The 18,404-nt window shown below is 56.4% G+C and carries 16 protein-coding genes and 3 pseudogenes; 11 read left to right on the forward strand and 8 right to left on the reverse strand.

Annotation, left to right across the window (positions count from 1 at the left end):
• Positions 1 to 69 precede the first annotated feature (69 nt).
• The gene (locus tag GVK32_RS21640; protein WP_159872233.1) at positions 70 to 1,017 is read right to left on the reverse strand and encodes an AEC family transporter; all 948 of its coding nucleotides are present in this window, start codon (positions 1,015 to 1,017) and stop codon (positions 70 to 72) included.
• A 416-nt stretch (positions 1,018 to 1,433) separates the two neighbouring features.
• On the opposite strand from GVK32_RS21640, the gene GVK32_RS21645 reads away from it, so the two are divergent.
• Positions 1,434 to 2,768 (forward strand): 2-hydroxycarboxylate transporter family protein, encoded by a 1,335-nt coding sequence (locus GVK32_RS21645; protein WP_159872235.1) that lies wholly within the window; start codon positions 1,434 to 1,436, stop codon positions 2,766 to 2,768.
• Between the two features lie 101 nt (positions 2,769 to 2,869).
• On the opposite strand, the gene pyk is transcribed toward GVK32_RS21645, so the two are convergent.
• Positions 2,870 to 4,312: a pyruvate kinase gene (gene pyk / locus GVK32_RS21650; protein ID WP_159872237.1), complete on the reverse strand. Its 1,443-nt coding sequence runs from the start codon at positions 4,310 to 4,312 to the stop codon at positions 2,870 to 2,872.
• A 125-nt stretch (positions 4,313 to 4,437) separates the two neighbouring features.
• Positions 4,438 to 5,342, reverse strand: a pseudogene (locus tag GVK32_RS21655) (MurR/RpiR family transcriptional regulator).
• 159 nt (positions 5,343 to 5,501) lie between these two features.
• Here GVK32_RS21655 and GVK32_RS28955 point away from each other — a divergent pair.
• The 4 genes and pseudogenes from GVK32_RS28955 (at position 5,502) to GVK32_RS21670 (ending at position 9,850) form a co-directional block, all read left to right on the forward strand.
• Positions 5,502 to 5,651, forward strand: a pseudogene (locus GVK32_RS28955) (formate--tetrahydrofolate ligase).
• A gap of 10 nt (positions 5,652 to 5,661) precedes the next feature.
• On the forward strand, positions 5,662 to 7,137 hold the full coding sequence (zwf, locus tag GVK32_RS21660; protein WP_041146227.1) for a glucose-6-phosphate dehydrogenase: 1,476 nt from the start codon (positions 5,662 to 5,664) through the stop codon (positions 7,135 to 7,137).
• A gap of 220 nt (positions 7,138 to 7,357) precedes the next feature.
• Entirely contained in the window at positions 7,358 to 9,169 is a 1,812-nt protein-coding gene (gene edd, locus GVK32_RS21665) for a phosphogluconate dehydratase (protein WP_159872239.1), read from the forward strand.
• 39 nt (positions 9,170 to 9,208) lie between these two features.
• On the forward strand, positions 9,209 to 9,850 hold the full coding sequence (locus GVK32_RS21670) for a bifunctional 4-hydroxy-2-oxoglutarate aldolase/2-dehydro-3-deoxy-phosphogluconate aldolase (protein WP_095101698.1): 642 nt from the start codon (positions 9,209 to 9,211) through the stop codon (positions 9,848 to 9,850).
• A 50-nt stretch (positions 9,851 to 9,900) separates the two neighbouring features.
• Here the strand turns inward: GVK32_RS21670 and purT are convergent, their stop codons facing one another.
• Positions 9,901 to 11,079, reverse strand: coding sequence for a formate-dependent phosphoribosylglycinamide formyltransferase (gene purT, locus GVK32_RS21675; RefSeq protein ID WP_159872241.1), 1,179 nt, complete (start codon positions 11,077 to 11,079; stop codon positions 9,901 to 9,903).
• Between the two features lie 138 nt (positions 11,080 to 11,217).
• Here purT and GVK32_RS29570 point away from each other — a divergent pair.
• From GVK32_RS29570 to ptrB, 3 genes and pseudogenes are all read left to right on the forward strand, one after another.
• Positions 11,218 to 11,454, forward strand: a pseudogene (locus GVK32_RS29570) (YebG family protein); the annotation flags it as partial.
• Positions 11,455 to 11,703: 249 nt separating this feature from the next.
• Positions 11,704 to 12,369 carry a tellurite resistance TerB family protein gene (locus GVK32_RS21685; RefSeq protein ID WP_159872245.1) on the forward strand — a complete coding sequence of 222 codons (666 nt, stop codon included), beginning with the start codon at positions 11,704 to 11,706 and terminating at the stop codon, positions 12,367 to 12,369.
• A gap of 267 nt (positions 12,370 to 12,636) precedes the next feature.
• Complete coding sequence (gene ptrB, locus GVK32_RS21690) at positions 12,637 to 14,697, forward strand: oligopeptidase B (RefSeq protein ID WP_159872247.1); 2,061 nt, start codon at positions 12,637 to 12,639, stop codon at positions 14,695 to 14,697.
• Positions 14,698 to 14,706: 9 nt separating this feature from the next.
• Here ptrB and exoX read toward each other — a convergent pair whose 3' ends face one another.
• Both exoX and GVK32_RS21700 read right to left on the reverse strand, forming a co-directional pair.
• Positions 14,707 to 15,366, reverse strand: coding sequence for an exodeoxyribonuclease X (gene exoX / locus GVK32_RS21695; protein ID WP_159872249.1), 660 nt, complete (start codon positions 15,364 to 15,366; stop codon positions 14,707 to 14,709).
• 78 nt (positions 15,367 to 15,444) lie between these two features.
• Positions 15,445 to 15,675 (reverse strand): DNA polymerase III subunit theta, encoded by a 231-nt coding sequence (locus GVK32_RS21700; protein WP_041146219.1) that lies wholly within the window; start codon positions 15,673 to 15,675, stop codon positions 15,445 to 15,447.
• Positions 15,676 to 15,801: 126 nt separating this feature from the next.
• Here GVK32_RS21700 and yobA point away from each other — a divergent pair, with 126 nt between their 5' ends.
• Genes yobA through GVK32_RS21715 form a run of 3 tightly spaced genes read left to right on the forward strand, consistent with a single transcriptional unit; the run spans position 15,802 to position 17,404 of the window.
• The gene (gene yobA / locus GVK32_RS21705) at positions 15,802 to 16,176 is read left to right on the forward strand and encodes a CopC domain-containing protein YobA (protein WP_159872251.1); all 375 of its coding nucleotides are present in this window, start codon (positions 15,802 to 15,804) and stop codon (positions 16,174 to 16,176) included.
• Positions 16,177 to 16,179: 3 nt separating this feature from the next.
• Positions 16,180 to 17,049, forward strand: coding sequence for a copper homeostasis membrane protein CopD (gene copD / locus GVK32_RS21710; RefSeq protein ID WP_159872253.1), 870 nt, complete (start codon positions 16,180 to 16,182; stop codon positions 17,047 to 17,049).
• A gap of 16 nt (positions 17,050 to 17,065) precedes the next feature.
• On the forward strand, positions 17,066 to 17,404 hold the full coding sequence (locus tag GVK32_RS21715; RefSeq protein ID WP_200842918.1) for a YebY family protein: 339 nt from the start codon (positions 17,066 to 17,068) through the stop codon (positions 17,402 to 17,404).
• Positions 17,405 to 18,035: 631 nt separating this feature from the next.
• On the opposite strand, the gene GVK32_RS21720 is transcribed toward GVK32_RS21715, so the two are convergent.
• Together GVK32_RS21720 and GVK32_RS29255 are read right to left on the reverse strand one after the other, a co-directional pair.
• Positions 18,036 to 18,179: an Ecr family regulatory small membrane protein gene (locus tag GVK32_RS21720; RefSeq protein WP_159872255.1), complete on the reverse strand. Its 144-nt coding sequence runs from the start codon at positions 18,177 to 18,179 to the stop codon at positions 18,036 to 18,038.
• Between the two features lie 11 nt (positions 18,180 to 18,190).
• A partial coding sequence (locus GVK32_RS29255; RefSeq protein ID WP_227697881.1) for a hypothetical protein occupies positions 18,191 to 18,404 on the reverse strand: 214 nt, incomplete at its 5' end.

Consider the following 18,404-nt stretch of genomic DNA (forward strand, 5'->3'; position numbering starts at 1 on the left):
TATGTATTATGCAAAAATACCGATCAAAATTTATAGCTAATTAATAGCGCGGAGACCGCCGGGCATAATTTAGGAAATTAAATAGATCATTATGCCCTCCGTCACCACGCCGAGAGCGGTGCCGATTAAAATCGATGAGGATGCTGATTCAATATAGGTATCGCTGCGCAGGGCAAACATTCCTGCGGCAATTGCGGATGGGGTGGCGCCGATAATAATAACCTGCTGCATTAGGCTATGGCTCAGACCCAGCACCAGCCCGGCTGCCGCCATCATTCCCGGTTGGATCAGGTTTTTAATTCCGATATTGGTAAACACCTGACGATTTAACGCCGGACGTTCGCCATAAAACAGCAGGCCGAGGGCAAACAGGGAGAGGCCGCCGGCAATTTTACCGACCATTTCAATCGGGGCGCTTAGGAGGTGCGGCAGTTTTATTCCGGCAAGGCTTAACAGGACGCCTAATATTGGGATCCAGACAATCGGATTTCTGACCGCCTTCATCAGGTTTTGCCATATCAGCATGACGGGGTTTAGCTCCGACCCCTGCGCCGCGGCGTTTTTATCGCCGAGGCGAATAAGGATAATCGTCAGCGGGATCATAAACACGCTGGTGATGAGATTGCCGATCAGCACGCCAAGGAAGCCTTCCGGCCCGATAAGCACCGCCAGCACCGGCGCGCCAAAATAGGCCATGTCGGGGAACGAGCAGACCAGGGACTGGATCGCGCTGGTCTTGATATCGTGGCGGAACACGTAGCGGGAAAGCAGCAGGGTCAGAAAATAAGAGCCCATCAGGCCAATAACCAGCACCGCCATAAAAGTAAAATTTTTAATTTTATCGGGGCTGGTGTTTAAGGCGCCAATAAAGAGATGAAAGGGCAGGGCGAAGCGAATAACCACGGTCGCTAAAACCGTGGCATCTTCTCGGCGGGTATAGCCGAGCTTGCCGCTGATCCATCCGAGCAGCATGATAAACACCAGCGGGAACAGTGATTGTAATAATAGTGAAGGCATAGGGTGTCCTGATAAAGTATGGTCTGCGGCTACTGTTTTTTTAATCTAACAATCCCTCGTGCGCTGCAGGGTGATAGAAATCACAGTCTGTTTTCTTTAAATACTTTTACGCCGAGGACTTTACTTACAAATATACAAGGACGGTAACCTGATGTTTTCATTGAGGGCGGTTAAAAACATTTTCAGCGATAATTTTAATTACAAAAGTCCGACTTAAATTACTTAAAGTTGAGATTCAAGGTCAATCACAAAACCATCATTCGAAATGGCGCATGGCTTTTTTATGTTCAATGGCTGTGCTACTTTTTTTAGGCTCAATACGCTCGTGTACTATTTTATTCTCATTTTATTCTGGTTGAATAACATTGCTGTTATTTGTGCCCCTACATAGCTATTTATAAAAAGTCAGGTGAAAGATGGAAAATAATTCACTAAATCATCCTATTGAAAATTCACTGCCTGCCCGACCCGCGCTCAGAATTCTGGGGAATGCGGAAGTGGGGTCCGTTCCGCTGGTGCTGTTCGTCGGTATTGCGATCGTTGTGGCCATTGCCGCCTACGCCAACGTATTGCCCAAAAATATGATCGGTGGCCTGGCGGTGATTATGACCCTGGGCTTTGCGTTTGCCAAAATCGGCCGCATGGTCCCGGTACTGAAAGATATCGGTGGCCCGGCGATACTGTGCCTGATGGTGCCTTCGGCACTGGTCTACTTTGAAATGTTTGCCCCGCACACCCTGGCGACGGTGCATCTGCTGATGAAAGAAGCCAATCTGCTTTATTTCGTTATTGCCTGTCTGGTGGTGGGCAGCATCCTGGGGATGAATCGGGTGATCCTGATTCAGGGGATGGTTAGAATGTTTGTCCCCCTGGTTGTCGGGACGGTTGCCGCCATCCTCACCGGCCTGCTGGTGGGGATGCTGTTTGGCTACAGCCTGTACCACACCTTTTTCTTTATTATCGTGCCGATCATCGGCGGAGGGATCGGCGAGGGCATTCTCCCGCTTTCGCTGGCCTATTCGGCGATCCTTGGGCAAACCCCCGACGTCTACGTTGCGCAGCTGGCTCCGGCGGCGGTCGTCGGCAACATCTTTGCGATTATTTGCGCCGGCGTACTGGCAAGACTGGGCGTTCGTCGCCCAGAGCTGTCAGGGAGCGGGATGCTGATCCGCAGCCATGAGGATAACAGCGTCTTCACTCAGGCCCTGGGCCCGCAGCAAACCGACTTTCAGCTGATGGGCGGCGGTCTGCTGATGATTTGCGCCTTTTTCATTGTCGGCGGGCTATTGGAGAAGCTGGTGCATATTCCCGGCCCGGTGCTGATGATCCTTGCCGCCGTCATTTGTAAATATACCAAAGCGATCCCGGCGGCGATGGAGGTGGGTGCCTACAGCTGCTACAAATTTGTCTCCGCGGCGCTGGTATGGCCGCTGATGATCGGGCTTGGGATGCTGTACGTGCCGCTGGAAAGCGTGGTCGCGGTATTCTCCGTCGGCTACGTGGTGGTGTGCGGGTCGATCGTTATCGCCATGGCGCTGAGCGGGTTCTTTATTGCATCGCGCCTCAATATGTACCCCGTGGAAGCGGCGATCGTCACCAGCTGCCATAGCGGACTCGGCGGCACCGGAGACGTCGCGATCCTGTCGGCCTCTAACCGAATGTCGCTGATGCCGTTTGCACAGATTGCGACCCGTATCGGTGGGGCGTCGACGGTGATTGCTGCCACGCTGCTGATGAACTGGGTGGTGTGATGCCATTGCCCGGCGAGCGCTAGTGCGGAGCCGGGATAAAAAAATACCTGCCGACGTTACGCCGGCAGGTATGTCGTTCGCGGGGTCGGTAGCGCGGTGGCTTATTCGACGGTCAGGATACGCGTGGTGTTGGTGCTACCGATGGTGCTCATCACGTCACCCTGGGTGACGATAACGAGATCGCCAGAGACCAGATAGCCTTTATCACGCAGCAGGTTTACCGCATCGTGAGCGGCGGCAACGCCATCGTTGGTGCTGTCAAAATGAACCGGCGTCACGCCGCGGTACAGCGCGGTCAGGTTGAGAGTACGTTCATGACGGGAGAGGGCAAAAATCGGCAGGCCGGAGCTGATGCGCGAGGTCATCAGCGCGGTACGGCCGGATTCGGTCATGGTGATGATAGCGGTTACACCTTTCAGGTGGTTCGCGGCATACATCGCCGACATGGCAATCGCTTCTTCCACGTTGTCGAACTGAATGTCCAGACGGTGTTTGGAGACGTTGAGGCTAGGGATTTTTTCCGCGCCGAGGCAGACGCGGGCCATGGCGGCAACGGTTTCAGACGGATACTGACCGGCTGCGGTTTCAGCAGAAAGCATCACCGCATCGGTGCCGTCCAGCACGGCGTTGGCGACGTCCATGACTTCTGCACGAGTCGGCATCGGGTTGGTGATCATTGACTCCATCATCTGGGTGGCGGTGATGACCGAGCGATTCAGCTGACGGGCGCGGCGGATCAGGGCCTTCTGAATACCCACCAGCTCCGGATCGCCGATCTCGACGCCCAGATCGCCACGGGCGACCATGACCACGTCGGAGGCGAGAATCACGTCGTCCATCGCGTCCTGATCGCAAACGGCTTCCGCACGTTCCACTTTAGCTACGATCTTCGCGTCGCAGCCCGCTTCACGCGCCAGGCGGCGAGCGTAGTTCAGATCTTCCCCACAGCGCGGGAAGGAGACGGCCAGATAGTCGACGCCAATTTTTGCCGCGGTGATGATATCAGCTTTGTCTTTTTCGGTCAGCGCTTCGGCGGAGAGGCCGCCGCCCAGCTTGTTGATGCCCTTGTTGTTGGACAGCGGTCCGCCGACGGTGACTTCGGTGAACACCTTCAGGCCCTGAACTTCCAGCACTTTCAGCTGAACGCGGCCATCGTCAAGCAGCAGGATATCGCCAGGTACGACGTCCGCCGGCAGCCCTTTATAATCAATACCGACTTTTTCTTTGTCGCCTTCGCCTTTGCCAAGCTCGGCGTCCAGCAGGAATTTATCGCCGATATTGAGGAAAGTTTTGCCTTCTTTGAAGGTCGAAACGCGAATTTTCGGCCCCTGCAGATCGCCGAGGATTGCCACGTGGCGGCCCAGTCTGGCCGCGATCACGCGGACTTTATCCGCGCGAATCTGATGATCTTCCGGGGTACCGTGAGAGAAGTTCATGCGTACGACGTTAGCGCCTGCAGCGATAACCTTTTCAAGGTTGTTGTCGCGGTCGGTTGCCGGGCCTAAGGTGGTAACGATTTTGGTTCTGCGAAGCCTTCTGGACATGTAATACTCCGTTGACTAAAACAACTTTGGTGTTGCGTGAACATGGAATCGGTCGTGCCAGCCGGTAAAATTGCTATGCTGAAACGTAACCGAAGGTGTAATGGGTCACTACTTATTATCTGGTTTTATGGGTTGTCGCCGTGTACGGGCAGTTCTTTATCAAAACGCGATTCTTTCAACGCTTCCTTGACCCTCTTCAAGTTATCTCTGAATTTTGCGCCGCGGCGCAGGGTAAAGCCGGTAGCCAGCACGTCGATGAGGGTCAGCTGGGCGAGGCGCGAGACCATCGGCATATAAATATCGGTATCTTCGGGAACATCAAGCGTAATGGAGAGCGTGGCTTCGCGCGCCAGCGGCGTTCCCGCCGAGGTGATTGCGATAACCATGGCATCGTTTTCACGGGCCAGCTGCGCCAGCTCAACCTGACTTTTCGTTCTGCCGGTGTGGGAGATTATCACCACTACGTCATCATCATTGCAGTTCATACAGCTCATGCGTTGCAGGACAATGTCATCGGAGTAGATTACCGGCACGTTGAAGCGAAAAAATTTATTCATCGCGTCATGGGCCACGGCGGCCGAGGAGCCGAGGCCGAAGAAGGCGATTTTTTTCGCCTGGGTTAAAAGATCGACGGCACGATTAACCGCGGACATATCGAGAGAATGGTGGACCTGATCTAAACTGGCCATCGCGGACTCGAAAATTTTTCCGGTGTAAGACTCTACGCTGTCGTCTTCATCGACATTGCGGTTAACATAGAGGGTGCCGTGCGCCAGACTTTGCGCCAGATGCAGTTTAAAATCAGGGAAGCCGCGGGTTTCAAGGCTGCGGCAAAAGCGGTTGACGGTGGGTTCGCTGACGCCGGCTTCCAGGGCGAGCGCGGCAATGCTTGAGTGGATGGCCTGCGCGGGCTCCGCAAGAATGACCTCGGCCACTTTGCGTTCGGATTTGCTAAGGTGTTCCAGCCGGGACTGAATTTTTTCCAGCATATTCATGGTAACAAGGCGCTCATCAATGGACGCGATTTCATTAATGGGTGAAATCATCAGGCGTTTTAGCAAGAATATACCCCTCCGCAATCGTCAGCGGGGAGGAATGACCTAAAAAAATGTTGTTTTTTTTCATTACATGATCAGAGTCGTATTTTATTAACTGATAACCGGTCGAAACAACGAACAATATTAGCCGTCTGCCCAAATTGTCGCCTGAAGTTTTCTCCTCGTGCGGTTTAGCGCCTGGAAAGGGGGCCGAGGCTTTCGGGAAAATCGTAAACACAGTACAGTGCAGTGTAAGAAAATTACAAATTATAGCCTGGCATAAGCACCAGACTATCAACTGAGGAGAATGACATGGCGGTAACGCAAACGGCCCAGGCATGCGATCTGGTCATTTTCGGCGCGAAGGGTGACCTGGCGCGTCGTAAATTGTTGCCTTCCCTGTATCAGCTTGAGAAGGCTGGCCAGATCAACCCGGATACCCGCATCATCGGGGTCGGACGCGCTGACTGGGATAAAGATGCTTACACCAAGGTAGTTCGTGAAGCGCTGGAAACCTTCATGAAGGAAAAGATTGATGAAGCGCTGTGGGATACCCTGAGCGGGCGCCTGGAGTTCTGCAACCTTGATGTTAACGACACCAAAGCTTTTACCCGTCTGGGCAAAATGCTCGACCAGAAAAATCGCGTCACCATCAACTACTTTGCCATGCCACCAAGCACCTTTGGCGCCATCTGCAAAGGCCTTGGCGAAGCGAAGCTGAACGCTAAGCCGGCGCGCGTGGTGATGGAAAAACCGCTGGGAACCTCTCTTGACACCTCCCGCGAGATCAACGACCAGGTCGGCGAATTCTTTGAAGAGTGCCAGGTTTACCGTATCGACCACTATCTCGGTAAAGAAACGGTCCTCAACCTGCTGGCGCTGCGCTTCGCCAACTCTCTGTTCGTCAATAACTGGGACTGCCGCACCATCGATCACGTTGAGATCACCGTAGCGGAAGAGGTGGGTATTGAAGGACGCTGGGGATACTTCGATCAGGCCGGGCAGATGCGCGACATGATCCAGAACCACCTGCTGCAGATCCTGTGCATGATAGCCATGTCCCCGCCGTCGGACCTCAGCGCAGATAGCATCCGCGATGAGAAAGTTAAGGTCCTGAAGTCGCTGCGTCGTATCGACCGCGCCAACGTGCGTGAGAAAACGGTACGCGGCCAGTACACCGCAGGGTTTGCACAGGGTAAAAAAGTGCCTGGCTACCTTGAAGAAGAGGGCGCGAACAAATCCAGCAATACCGAAACCTTCGTGGCGATCCGCGTTGATATCGACAACTGGCGCTGGGCCGGCGTGCCGTTCTACCTGCGTACCGGTAAACGTCTGCCGACCAAATGCTCTGAAGTCGTGGTTTACTTCAAGACGCCGGAGCTGAACCTGTTCAAAGAGAACTGGCAGGAGCTGCCGCAGAACAAGCTGACCATTCGTCTGCAGCCGGATGAAGGCGTCGATATCCAGGTGCTCAACAAAGTGCCTGGCCTTGACCACAAGCATAATCTGCAGATCACCAAGCTGGACCTGAGCTACTCGGAAACCTTCAATCAAACGCACCTCGCCGACGCCTACGAGCGTCTGCTGCTGGAAACCATGCGTGGGATCCAGGCGCTGTTCGTGCGCCGCGATGAGGTGGAAGAGGCATGGAAGTGGGTTGACTCCATTACCGAAGCCTGGGCCGCCGACCGCGATGCGCCGAAGCCTTATCAGGCGGGGACCTGGGGACCGGTTGCCTCGGTGGCGATGATCACCCGCGACGGGCGTTCATGGAACGAATTCGAGTAAGCGCTCGTTATCCGAAGTGGTTATTTTACCGGTAACATGATCTGACGCAGAAAGTCGCATAATTTTTAATCTTTTAAGCTCCGGGAGGATTCACCCCCGGAGCTTTTTTTATTACACTGCGGGCAGACATTTTGCCTCTGAGCTGCAGTATTGGTGCCTTTTACATCTTCTGACATCGTAAAAATGCCGCAGCCGGACAGATAAATTTTTAGGAGCCTTTATGAATTCGACAATGTTACGGGTAACAAATCGCATTATCGAACGGTCGCGCGATACCCGTGCTGCCTACCTCGCACGGATTAACCAGGCCAAAACGGATACCGTCCATCGCGCCCAGCTGGCGTGCGGTAATCTGGCCCACGGTTTTGCTGCCTGTCAGTCGGATGATAAAGCCTCGCTGAAGAGCATGCTGCGTAACAATATTGCCATCATCACCTCCTATAACGACATGCTGTCCGCGCATCAGCCCTATGAGGTCTATCCGAATATCATCCGCAAGGCGCTGCATTCGGTGAACGCGGTTGGCCAGGTTGCCGGCGGCGTGCCGGCGATGTGCGACGGGGTCACGCAGGGGCAGGACGGAATGGAGCTCTCGCTGCTGAGCCGCGAAGTGATCGCCATGTCTGCGGCCATCGGCCTGTCGCACAATATGTTCGACGGCGCGCTGTATCTTGGCGTCTGCGACAAAATCGTCCCCGGCCTGACGATGGCCGCGCTCTCCTTTGGCCATCTGCCGTCCGTCTTCATTCCGTCTGGCCCGATGGCCAGCGGTCTGGCGAATAAAGAGAAGGTGCGTATTCGCCAGCTGTACGCTGAAGGTAAGGTCGATCGCATGGCGCTGCTGGAGTCCGAAGCCGCCTCTTATCACGCGCCGGGCACCTGTACGTTCTACGGCACGGCTAACACCAATCAGATGGTGGTGGAGTTTATGGGCATGCAGCTCCCGGGCTCCTCATTCGTGCATCCGGATGCCGAACTGCGCGAAGCGCTGACCGTCGCCGCCGCGCGTCAGGTCACCCGCCTGACCGGCAACGGCAACGAGTGGATGCCGCTGGGCAAAATGTTCGACGAGAAAGTGGTGGTTAACGGCATCGTGGCGCTGCTGGCGACCGGCGGCTCAACAAACCATACGATGCACCTGGTGGCCATGGCTCGCGCCGCGGGCATCATCATCAACTGGGATGACTTCTCCGAACTGTCGGACGTGGTGCCGCTGCTGGCGCGCCTCTATCCGAACGGTCCGGCGGATATCAACCACTTCCAGGCAGCAGGCGGCGTGCCGGTGCTGATCCGCGAACTGCTGAAAGGCGGGCTGCTGCACGAAGATGTCAACACCGTGGCCGGCTTTGGGCTGTCGCATTACACCATGGAGCCATGGCTGAACAACGGCGAGCTGGACTGGCGTGAAGGGGCAAGCGCGCCGCTCGACGACCAGGTTATCGCGACTTTCGACAAGCCGTTCTCTCGCCACGGCGGCACTAAAGTCCTGAGCGGCAACCTTGGCCGTGCGGTAATGAAAACCTCGGCGGTGCCGGTGGAAAACCAGATTATCGAAGCGCCGGCGGTTATTTTTGAGAGCCAGCACGACGTGCTGCCCGCTTTTGAAGCCGGGATGCTGGACAAAGATTGCGTGGTGGTGGTTCGTCATCAGGGACCAAAAGCGAACGGCATGCCAGAATTACATAAACTTATGCCGCCACTTGGTGTATTATTGGACCGCCGTTTCAAAATAGCGCTAGTCACCGATGGGCGACTATCTGGCGCATCAGGCAAAGTTCCGTCAGCCATCCACGTCACGCCTGAAGCCTACGACGGCGGGCTGCTGGCGAAGGTCCGTGATGGCGATATCATTCGCGTCAACGGCCAGACCGGCGAGCTGACGCTGCTGGTGGACGATGCCGAACTGGCCGCGCGGCAGCCGCATATTCCTGACCTGAGCGGTTCGCGAGTCGGGACCGGTCGTGAAATGTTCTCTGCGCTACGTGAGAAGCTCTCCGGAGCCGAACAGGGCGCAACCTGCATCACTTTTTAAGACCATACAATTTGTAGATCTGGCGAGAGAGAAACTCTGATGAAAAACTGGAAAACAACTGCAGAAGCAATCCTCACCTCCGGCCCGGTTGTCCCGGTGATCGTGGTGAAAAAGCTGGAACACGCCGTGCCGATGGCAAAAGCGCTGGTTGCAGGCGGCGTACGCGTACTGGAAGTGACCCTGCGCACCGAATGCGCGCTGGATGCCATCCGCGCTATCGCTAAAGAAGTCCCGGAGGCGATTGTCGGCGCCGGTACCGTAACTAACGCGGCGCAGCTGAAAGAAGTGACCGAGGCGGGAGCGCAGTTTGCGATCAGCCCGGGACTGACCGATTCTCTGCTTAAGGCAGCAACTGAAGAGGGGACGATTCCACTGATCCCGGGTATCAGCACCGTATCCGAGCTGATGCTGGGCATGCAGTACGGCCTGAAAGAGTTTAAATTCTTCCCGGCTGAAGCCAACGGCGGCGTGAAGGCACTGCAGGCGATTGGTGGTCCGTTCGCCCACATTCGTTTCTGCCCGACCGGCGGGATCTCTCCGGCTAACTACCGCGATTACCTGGCGCTGAACAGCGTCCTGTGTATCGGCGGTTCATGGCTGGTACCGGCGGATGCGCTGGAAGCAGGCGATTACGACCGCATCACCACTCTGGCTCGTGAAGCGGTAGAAGGCGCGAAGTAATTTTCGCGCCTCAGTTCTGACCCGGTAAGCGGCAACGCTACCGGGTTTTTTTATCCCTCAATCACCACCGCTGACGCCGCGGCTTTGGCGCGCGCCACCGCCTCATCGACGCTCTCCGCCACCGCCAGCGTGACGCCCAGGCGACGGGAACCGTCAATTTCTGGCTTACCAAACAGGCGCACCTGCAGGCCCGCGCCGACCGCGGCCTGCAGGTTGCCGAAGGTGACGTCGCGGCTGGTGAGCTGCGGCAGGATCACCGCCGAAGCCGCCGGGCCATACTGGCGAATCGCCCCTACCGGCAGACCGAGGAAGGCGCGGACGTGGAGGGCGAACTCCGACAGATCCTGCGAAATAAGCGTGACCATTCCGGTATCGTGCGGACGCGGTGAGACTTCGCTAAAAATCACCTCATCGCCGCACACGAACAGCTCGACGCCGAACAGGCCGTAACCGCCGAGTGCCAGCACCACGTTGCGGGCAATTTCCTGCGCGCGCGCCAGCGCCAGCTCGCTCATCTGCTGGGGTTGCCAGGATTCGCGGTAGTCGCCGTCTTCCTGACGGTGGCCGACCGGGGCGCAGAAGTGTACGCCGTCGACCGCGCTGACGGTGAGCAGGGTGATTTCAAAATCGAAGTTCACGACGCCCTCGACAATAACGCGACCGGCGCCGGCGCGGCCACCCTGCTGGGCGTACTGCCACGCTTCGGCCAGCTGTTCGTGACGGCGGATAAAGCTTTGTCCTTTGCCGGAAGAGCTCATCACCGGCTTGACGATACACGGCAGGCCAATTTCGCTCACCGCGTCGTTAAAGGCGGCTTCACTGTCGGCAAAACGATAGGATGAGGTTGGGAGCAGCAGCTCTTCAGCGGCCAGGCGGCGAATGCCTTCGCGGTTCATGGTCAGCTTTGCGGCCCGCGCGGTGGGAACGACTTTTTGCCCGCACTGCTCCAGTTCGACCAGCGTGTCGGTGGCGATGGCTTCAATTTCCGGCACGATAAAGTCGGGTTTTTCTTGTTCAATTAAGGCGCGCAGGGCATCGCCGTGCAGCATGTTAACGACATGCGAACGGTGCGCAACCTGCATGGCCGGTGCGTCAGGATAGCGATCGACGGCGATGGTCTCAATGCCCAGACGTTGACACTCGATGGCGACTTCTTTACCCAGCTCGCCGGAACCTAACAGCATAACTCGCGTCGCCGCAGGGCGCAGCGCTGTGCCTAATACAGTCATGACTCTCTTCCGCAGTAAAAAAACATGCGCCGCAGTATAAACGAAAACGTTTGCGTCTGTCTTTATGCGCGTGAGTTGAGTCCTGGCCCTAAATTTGATATACTGTATATAAATACAGTATATCAAAGGGGCTGCACAATGGCGGTTGAAATCAAATATGTGGTGATTCGCGAAGGTGAGGAAAAAATGTCTTTTACCAGCAAAAAAGAGGCCGATGCTTACGACAAAATGCTCGATCTTGCCGAGGTCCTTAACGACTGGCTGGTAGACTGCCCGCTAACGCTTGATGAAGCCCAGCGTGACGAGATGGCAATGTGGCTGGCGGAGCGTAAAGACACCTTACATCACATTATGAAGTCCGGAAAACTCCCCGAAGCGGAAGAACACGTCGCCGGGCGAGGGGATAACGAAGAGCAGGCGTCGTCTGACGCCAGCGATGACGCCATCAGCGCCGGTGCGGATGGCGGCATGGACGACGGCGCGGCAGAAAAAGCGGCGGCCAAACCGCGCAAGGTGAAAGCGGCCTGAGCCACCCGGAATTTGCGCATCTTTAGCCATGGATAACATTTCCTGACATCTCGTCGTTTAGGCTGATGACATCGCCTATTGTGCAACGAGGAAATCATGGCTAACTGGCTTAATCAACTTCAGTCTCTGCTGGGTCAGCAGGGTCAATCTTCTTCATCTGACGATCGCTCTGGCGGTAAAAATCTGCTGCTGCCCGGCGCGCTGGGCGGCCTGGCGGGACTGTTGGTTGCCAGTAAATCGTCGCGTAAGCTGCTGGCGAAATACGGCACCAGCGCGCTGTTGGTTGGCGGCGGCGCAGTGGCAGGAAGCGTGCTGTGGAACAAGTATCAGCAGAAGATGCGCGCCTCTTCACCGCAGCCGCAGCCAGCCGGGCAGGTTCCGGCGTCACCTGAGCCTGATGCCCGCAGCGAGCGGCTGATTCAGGCGCTGGTTTTTGCGGCCAAAAGCGACGGACATATTGATGAAAATGAACGGGCGAGCATCGAAGAGCAGCTGCGCGCGGCCAATATCGACGTGCAGGGACGGGTGCTTATCGATCGCGCGCTAACCCAGCCCCTCGATCCGCAGCGCCTGGCGCAGGGCATCAGCAGCGAGCAGGAAGCGCTGGAGGTCTACTATCTGAGCTGTGCGGTGATTGATATTGACCACTTTATGGAGCGCAGCTACCTCAACGCCCTGGGCGAAGCGCTGAAGATCCCTGCGGAGGTGCGCGCTGAGATCGAACAAGATATTCAGGCACAAAAGCAGGCTCTTTCCTCTTAAATCATCACGTTCCGCTTGCATCGCCGGCGACTTTTGCCACCCTTTATATACAAGTCATCTCTTAGCCTGACGTCGTACAGGCCGGAGATGACCCTCTCTCCGGCGTTATCCCACCCGCGGTTGCCCCGCGGCCGGGCGTCACAGCGCCGTGGCCGTTTTCAAACCCTCGGACAGAGCGATTGATGCCGGGAAGATTTCTTGTCTTGCCGTCCGGACGCGCGTCGATTAACGTTGTGCGCATAAATTAAGCCGAAGAAGAACAAAGAGATGCTACCAAAAGCGAAACGGATCCCCCACGCTATGGCCTTACATGGCGATACGCGTATTGATAACTACTTCTGGCTACGTGATGACGACCGCGCGCAGCCGGCGGTTCTGGAGTATCTGCGCGAGGAGAATGCCTACGGCAAAGCGGTGATGGAGACCCAGCGTAGCCTGCAGGACCGGGTGCTGAAGGAGATCATCGATCGCATTCCCCAGCGCGAAGTCTCCGCGCCTTACAGTAAAAATGGCTATCGCTATCGTCAGGTCTATGAGCCGGGCTGCGAATACGCCATTTACCAGCGTCAGTCGGTGCTGAAAGAGGAGTGGGACCCGTGGGAGCTGCTGCTCGATAGCAACCAGCGCGCGGCGAAAAGCGAGTTCTACACCCTCGGCGGGCTGGGGATCTCCCCGGACAACGCGCTGATGGCGCTGGCGGAAGATTACCTCTCCCGGCGGCAGTACAGCCTGCGTTTGTGCAACCTCGCCGACGGCAGCTGGTATCCCGAGGTGCTGGAGAACGTCTCCCCGGAATTCGCCTGGAGCAACGATTCATGCACCCTGTGGTACGTTCGTAAACACCCCACCACGCTGCTGCCGTATCAGGTCTGGAGACATACTGTCGGCACCCCGACGGACGCGGACGTGCTGGTGTACGAGGAGCAGGATGAAACCTTTTACATCAGCGTGCACAAGACCACCTCGCAGCAGTTCGTGGTTATTTACCTTGCCAGCGCGACCACCAGCGAAGTGCGGCTGCTGAATGCTGAAATGCCCGACGCCGAGCCGGTGTGCTTTCTACCGCGGCGCAAAGATCATGAATACAGCCTCGATCACTATCAGCACGCGTTCTACCTGCGCTCAAATCGTGAAGGCAAAAACTTCGGCCTCTACCGCACGCATCAGCGAGACGAGCAGCAGTGGCAGGTTCTGATCCCACCGCGCGATGAGGTGATGCTGGAAGGCTTTACGCTGTTTACCGACTGGCTGGTGGTGGAGGAGCGTCAGCACGGGCTTACCAGCCTGCGGCAGATCAACCGCAAGACCCGCGAAGCGGTGGGGATTGCCTTTGATGACCCGGCCTATGTCACCTGGCTTGCCTATAATCCGGAGCCGGAAACCGCGCGCTTACGCTACGGCTACTCCTCGATGACCACGCCGGATACGCTGTTTGAGCTGGATATGGATACCGGTGAGCGCCGGGTGCTGAAGCAGCAGGAGGTCAAAGGTTTCGATGCCAGCCATTACCGCAGCGAGCATCTGTGGATTCAGGCCCGCGACGGCGTTGAGGTTCCGGTCTCGCTGGTCTACCGACACGAATATTTCCGCCACGGCGCCAGCCCGCTGCTGGTCTACGCCTACGGGTCCTACGGCGCCAGCGAGGATGCGGATTTCAGCGCCAGTCGCCTGAGCCTGCTCGACCGCGGCTTCGTTTTCGCCATCGCCCACGTGCGCGGCGGCGGTGAGCTGGGGCAGCAGTGGTATGAAGACGGCAAGTTTCTTTGCAAGAACAACACCTTCAACGATTACCTCGACGTCTGCGATGCGCTGCTCAAGCAGGGCTACGGCGACCCGCAGCTGTGTTACGGTATGGGCGGCAGCGCCGGTGGGATGCTAATGGGCGTGGCCATCAACCAGCGCCCGGAGCTGTTTCACGGCGTGGTGGCGCAGGTACCCTTTGTTGACGTGCTCACCACTATGCTCGACGAGTCCATTCCGCTAACGACCGGGGAGTTTGAAGAGTGGGGCAACCCGCAGGATGAGACCTATTATCGCTATATGAAGGGCTACAGCCCCTACGATAACGTTATGGCTCAGGCCTATCCGCATATGCTGGTGACCACCGGGCTACACGACTCCCAGGTGCAGTACTGGGAGCCGGCAAAATGGGTCGCGAAGCTGCGTGAGCTGAAGACGAACGATAATCTGCTGCTGCTGTGTACCGATATGGACTCAGGGCACGGCGGGAAATCGGGGCGTTTTAAAAGCTATGAGGGCGTGGCTCTCGAGTACGCGTTTCTGATAGGCCTGGCGCAGGGCACGCTGCCAGGCCAGGCCGACGTCTAGGGCGGGCGCTTAGTCCCCGAGATAGTGCTTGAGGGTTAAGCGCAGCTCGGGGCTCATTCGATCCAGATTGTTGAACAGCCAGCGAAGATAGCCCGGATCGTTTTCCGCCACTTCCGCCACCGGCTTGCCGCGATACTTACCAAAGGTAAAGGTGGTCAACAGCGCCGGACGGCCGGTAATGGTCGCCATATCGTCAGGCGACCAGCCGGAGACGTTGATAATATCAAGCAGCAGCGCGGCGGTGATATAGCAGTCGTACAGCGCGCGGTGGTGATGCAGGCCGGCGGGCGTGGCGACGTTCAGCTTGCGCGACTTATAGAGCCCCATGTTGCTGTATTTAATCCCCGGCCACAGGCGGCGCGCCAGCTTCATGGTGCAAATCCAGTCGCCGTGCATCTCCGGCAACACCCGTCGGTCAAAGCTGGCGTTGTGGGCGACGTACCACGGGCTGCCCAAATAGTGCGGGACAATCTCTTCAATCCACGGCTGGTCGGCGACCATTTCTTCGGTGATGTGATGAATGGCCATCGCCTGCGGGCTGATAGGGCGATCGGGGCGGACCAGATGGCTCATCGGATTGGTTATCTGGCCATCGACAATATCGACAGAGGCGATCTCTACGATGCCGCCCTGCAGTCCGCAGGTTTCTGTATCGATTATGCGTAGCATAGCGCGCTCCTGGTCAAAGGGGTCAGCGTAATAGAATGTGCCGGTCTTGCCAACCCGGGTCTCCCCAGGGGGGCTGAATTATTTTGTTTTGGGCTCATAGGGCAGGCGCGAGAGTGAAACGGATGCCAGTCGATGGGCGATTAGGCGTTCGCGGAACCAGTCCCGGAGATGAGCAGGCTGCTCTCTTTCGACCAAATCGGCGACCACCGGCATATTATAACGTTCTTTAAAGGCGACGCCGGCCGCCGCAAGATCGACGTTGACCTTGTCCATCTCGTCCTGCGAGATTTTTGCCAGATTATTTTCCATTGGGTTTCTCCTGGATGATGCCGAAAGCTGGCCGAGCATAATCTAAGACTGATACGCATGGCTCGACTACGCCATTATACAGGGTTATTCTCTGTGCTACATACATAACGAAAAGGAATGACGATTATGCGTATTCTCGCCGCAAGCGCGCTGCGCGCTGCCGCTCTTCTCGCCGGTTTCCTGGCCAGCGCCGGCGCTTTCGCCCACGCGCATCTGCAGCAGCAAACTCCCGCCGCGAACTCGACGGTGAACGCCTCGCCGCAGGCGCTAACGCTGAACTTTTCCGAGGGCATCGAAACCCGCTTCAGCGGCGTGACGCTTAGCGGCCCTCAGCAAAACGCGGTAGCGACCGGCAAGCTGGCGCTTAGTAATGATAATAAAGCGCAGCTGGTGGTCCCGCTGGCGCAGCCCTTAACGCCGGGTGACTATACCGTTGACTGGCACGTGGTCTCCGTCGACGGTCATAAGACCAAAGGGCAGTACCACTTTACCGTTAAATAAACGATGCTCGCGTCACTCTATATCACCCTACGGTTTGTCCACTTCGGCTCGCTGATGGTGGCCTTCGGCTGCGTGCTGTACGGCGCGTGGTGGGCGCCATCGCCGCTGCGTCGCCTGCTGATGCAGCGATTTTATCCGCTGCTGCGCCATCTGCTGTTGATTAGCGCGCTTTCAGCGCTGCTGATGCTAATGGTGCAGGGCGGCCTGATGGGGGAAGGCTGGCCCGATGTCTGGCAGCCCGCTATCTGGCAGGCCGTCGCCGGCACGCGATTTGGCAGCGTCTGGGTGTGGCAAATTCTGCTGGCTTGGGTGACGCTTATCGTCGTCTGGCTTAAGCCGCACCACCCGGCACGACTGCTGCTGGTGCTGCTTTGCGCGCAGCTGCTTTTACTGGCGGGCGTGGGCCATGCGGCGATGAGCGAAGGCGGGCTGGGGGCGCTGCAGCGCACCAATCATGCCGTGCATCTGTTCTGCGTCGCCGGCTGGTTTGGCGGGCTGCTGCCGTTTATCTACTGCCTGCGTCTGCTGCAGGGGCGCTGGCGGCAGGCGGCAATTAGCGCCATGATGCGCTTTTCGCGCTACGGGCATTTGGCGGTGGCCGGCACCATTGCCAGCGGCATGGTGAATACGCTGCTGATCCAGGGCGGATTTTTCAGCGCTTCGCCGTGGGGCAGAATGCTGTTGATCAAATGTGCTCTGGTCGCGGGGATGGTGGCAATCGCGCTGGTGAACCGGTATGTTCTGGTACCTCGAATGTCGCTGAACGACGCGCGGGCAGAGCGGCTCATTTTGCGTACCACGCAGGTGGAGATGGCGCTGGGGGCGCTGGCGCTGCTGGCCGTCAGCCTGTTTGCTACCTGGGAACCTTATTGAATTAACTGGTTAAATCATGAAAAAAATTGTTCTGACACTGATGTTACTGGCAAGCTCCGGCGCCGCGCTTGCGGCCCCGCAGGTTATCACCGTTAGCCGCTTTGAAGTTGGTAAGGATAGCTGGGCATTTAACCGTGAAGAGGTGATGCTGACCTGTCGCCCGGGAAATGCGCTGTTCGCCATCAATCCCAGCACGCTGGTGCAGTATCCATTAAATGATATTGCTATTGAGCAGGTTAAGGCCGGTAAAACCAGCGGTCAGCCGATTTCTGTGATCCAGGTCGATGACCCCCAGCATCCGGGGCAAAAAATGAGCCTGGTACCCTTTATCGAGCGAGCGCAAAAACTTTGCTGATTTTTGGAACTATCTGACTGTATTAAAATGAAAAAACCGCCGTATTCCTGCGATAGGAGCGGCGGTTTTTTTATGCGTTTCCGCGATTTTACCAAGAATTATTGGCCCACTTCTGTTGCGGACTGGAAAACCTGACGCGGTAAACTATTCTTATAAGGCAAGGCGACTTAGCCTGCATTAATGCCAACTTTTAGCGCACGGCTCTCTCCCAGGAGCCATTTCCCTGGACCGAATACAGGAATCGTGTTCGGTCTCTTTTTATCTATATCTTTCAAAAGCTTATCCAGAAAGGCCCAAGACGATCCCTCATTTCTCGACGCGACCTTTTCCCCTTATACCACAACAAAAAACGCATTCACATTTCCTTTACAGAAAAACAGCGTGCTGGATATGTTTTCCATCCCTTGCGTCGAGGAAGCGGTAGAGGAGATGGGGACCGCGGGTATAGTGAAAAGGCTCCCATTCCCCATGTCTTATCGAGGTTCACTGCTCGATAGCGGAAGTGGGTGGGCATAAATATTTGTAAGATAAATGGAGTAAGACGCTGTCAACACGACCAGAGGGCTATTTATAGTTACTTTTATACCTCGAAAAAACGCACAGCTGGCGTGTGTAAATAAACAAAAGGGGATTATTCAGGCGCGACTAAAGAGGGATATAGTCGTGTCTCCAGATAACTGAGGAGGGACCAGATTTCGCCGCTGAAAATAAACCACAGGGAGGCCGTCAAAATAATCAGGACGATAGCCAACAGCACTGCTTCTGCTTTACTCATAACTTCAATGGCTACCTGAACGGAAACGGAGAAGTGATGATAGTAACGAAACCGCAGGATAAGATGCAAACGCCGTTGCGAAAACGGCGTTTATTTACACCTGAATGAACACCACCTCCTATGGAGGTGGTCAGCAAAAAGTTGGCTCTGCCAGTAATGCTACTCATGGGAAAATCCGAATCTGTTATCCCCATAACTGATAAGGATTTAACCATGAGTAGATTC

It is taken from the genome of Klebsiella sp. 18074, from assembly GCF_902705905.1.
In the GTDB taxonomy this organism is placed as follows: Bacteria; Pseudomonadota; Gammaproteobacteria; order Enterobacterales; family Enterobacteriaceae; genus Klebsiella; species Klebsiella terrigena.

What these genes read in the sequence shown, in the direction of transcription:
- GVK32_RS21640 (WP_159872233.1), bottom strand. Translation starts at nt 1,017, where the DNA reads ATGCCTTCACTATTATTACAATCACTGTTCCCGCTGGTGTTTATCATG.
- GVK32_RS21645 (WP_159872235.1), top strand. Translation starts at nt 1,434, where the DNA reads ATGGAAAATAATTCACTAAATCATCCTATTGAAAATTCACTGCCTGCC.
- pyk (WP_159872237.1), bottom strand. Translation starts at nt 4,312, where the DNA reads ATGTCCAGAAGGCTTCGCAGAACCAAAATCGTTACCACCTTAGGCCCG.
- zwf (WP_041146227.1), top strand. Translation starts at nt 5,662, where the DNA reads ATGGCGGTAACGCAAACGGCCCAGGCATGCGATCTGGTCATTTTCGGC.
- edd (WP_159872239.1), top strand. Translation starts at nt 7,358, where the DNA reads ATGAATTCGACAATGTTACGGGTAACAAATCGCATTATCGAACGGTCG.
- GVK32_RS21670 (WP_095101698.1), top strand. Translation starts at nt 9,209, where the DNA reads ATGAAAAACTGGAAAACAACTGCAGAAGCAATCCTCACCTCCGGCCCG.
- purT (WP_159872241.1), bottom strand. Translation starts at nt 11,079, where the DNA reads ATGACTGTATTAGGCACAGCGCTGCGCCCTGCGGCGACGCGAGTTATG.
- GVK32_RS21685 (WP_159872245.1), top strand. Translation starts at nt 11,704, where the DNA reads ATGGCTAACTGGCTTAATCAACTTCAGTCTCTGCTGGGTCAGCAGGGT.
- ptrB (WP_159872247.1), top strand. Translation starts at nt 12,637, where the DNA reads ATGCTACCAAAAGCGAAACGGATCCCCCACGCTATGGCCTTACATGGC.
- exoX (WP_159872249.1), bottom strand. Translation starts at nt 15,366, where the DNA reads ATGCTACGCATAATCGATACAGAAACCTGCGGACTGCAGGGCGGCATC.
- GVK32_RS21700 (WP_041146219.1), bottom strand. Translation starts at nt 15,675, where the DNA reads ATGGAAAATAATCTGGCAAAAATCTCGCAGGACGAGATGGACAAGGTC.
- yobA (WP_159872251.1), top strand. Translation starts at nt 15,802, where the DNA reads ATGCGTATTCTCGCCGCAAGCGCGCTGCGCGCTGCCGCTCTTCTCGCC.
- copD (WP_159872253.1), top strand. Translation starts at nt 16,180, where the DNA reads ATGCTCGCGTCACTCTATATCACCCTACGGTTTGTCCACTTCGGCTCG.
- GVK32_RS21715 (WP_200842918.1), top strand. Translation starts at nt 17,066, where the DNA reads ATGAAAAAAATTGTTCTGACACTGATGTTACTGGCAAGCTCCGGCGCC.
- GVK32_RS21720 (WP_159872255.1), bottom strand. Translation starts at nt 18,179, where the DNA reads ATGAGTAAAGCAGAAGCAGTGCTGTTGGCTATCGTCCTGATTATTTTG.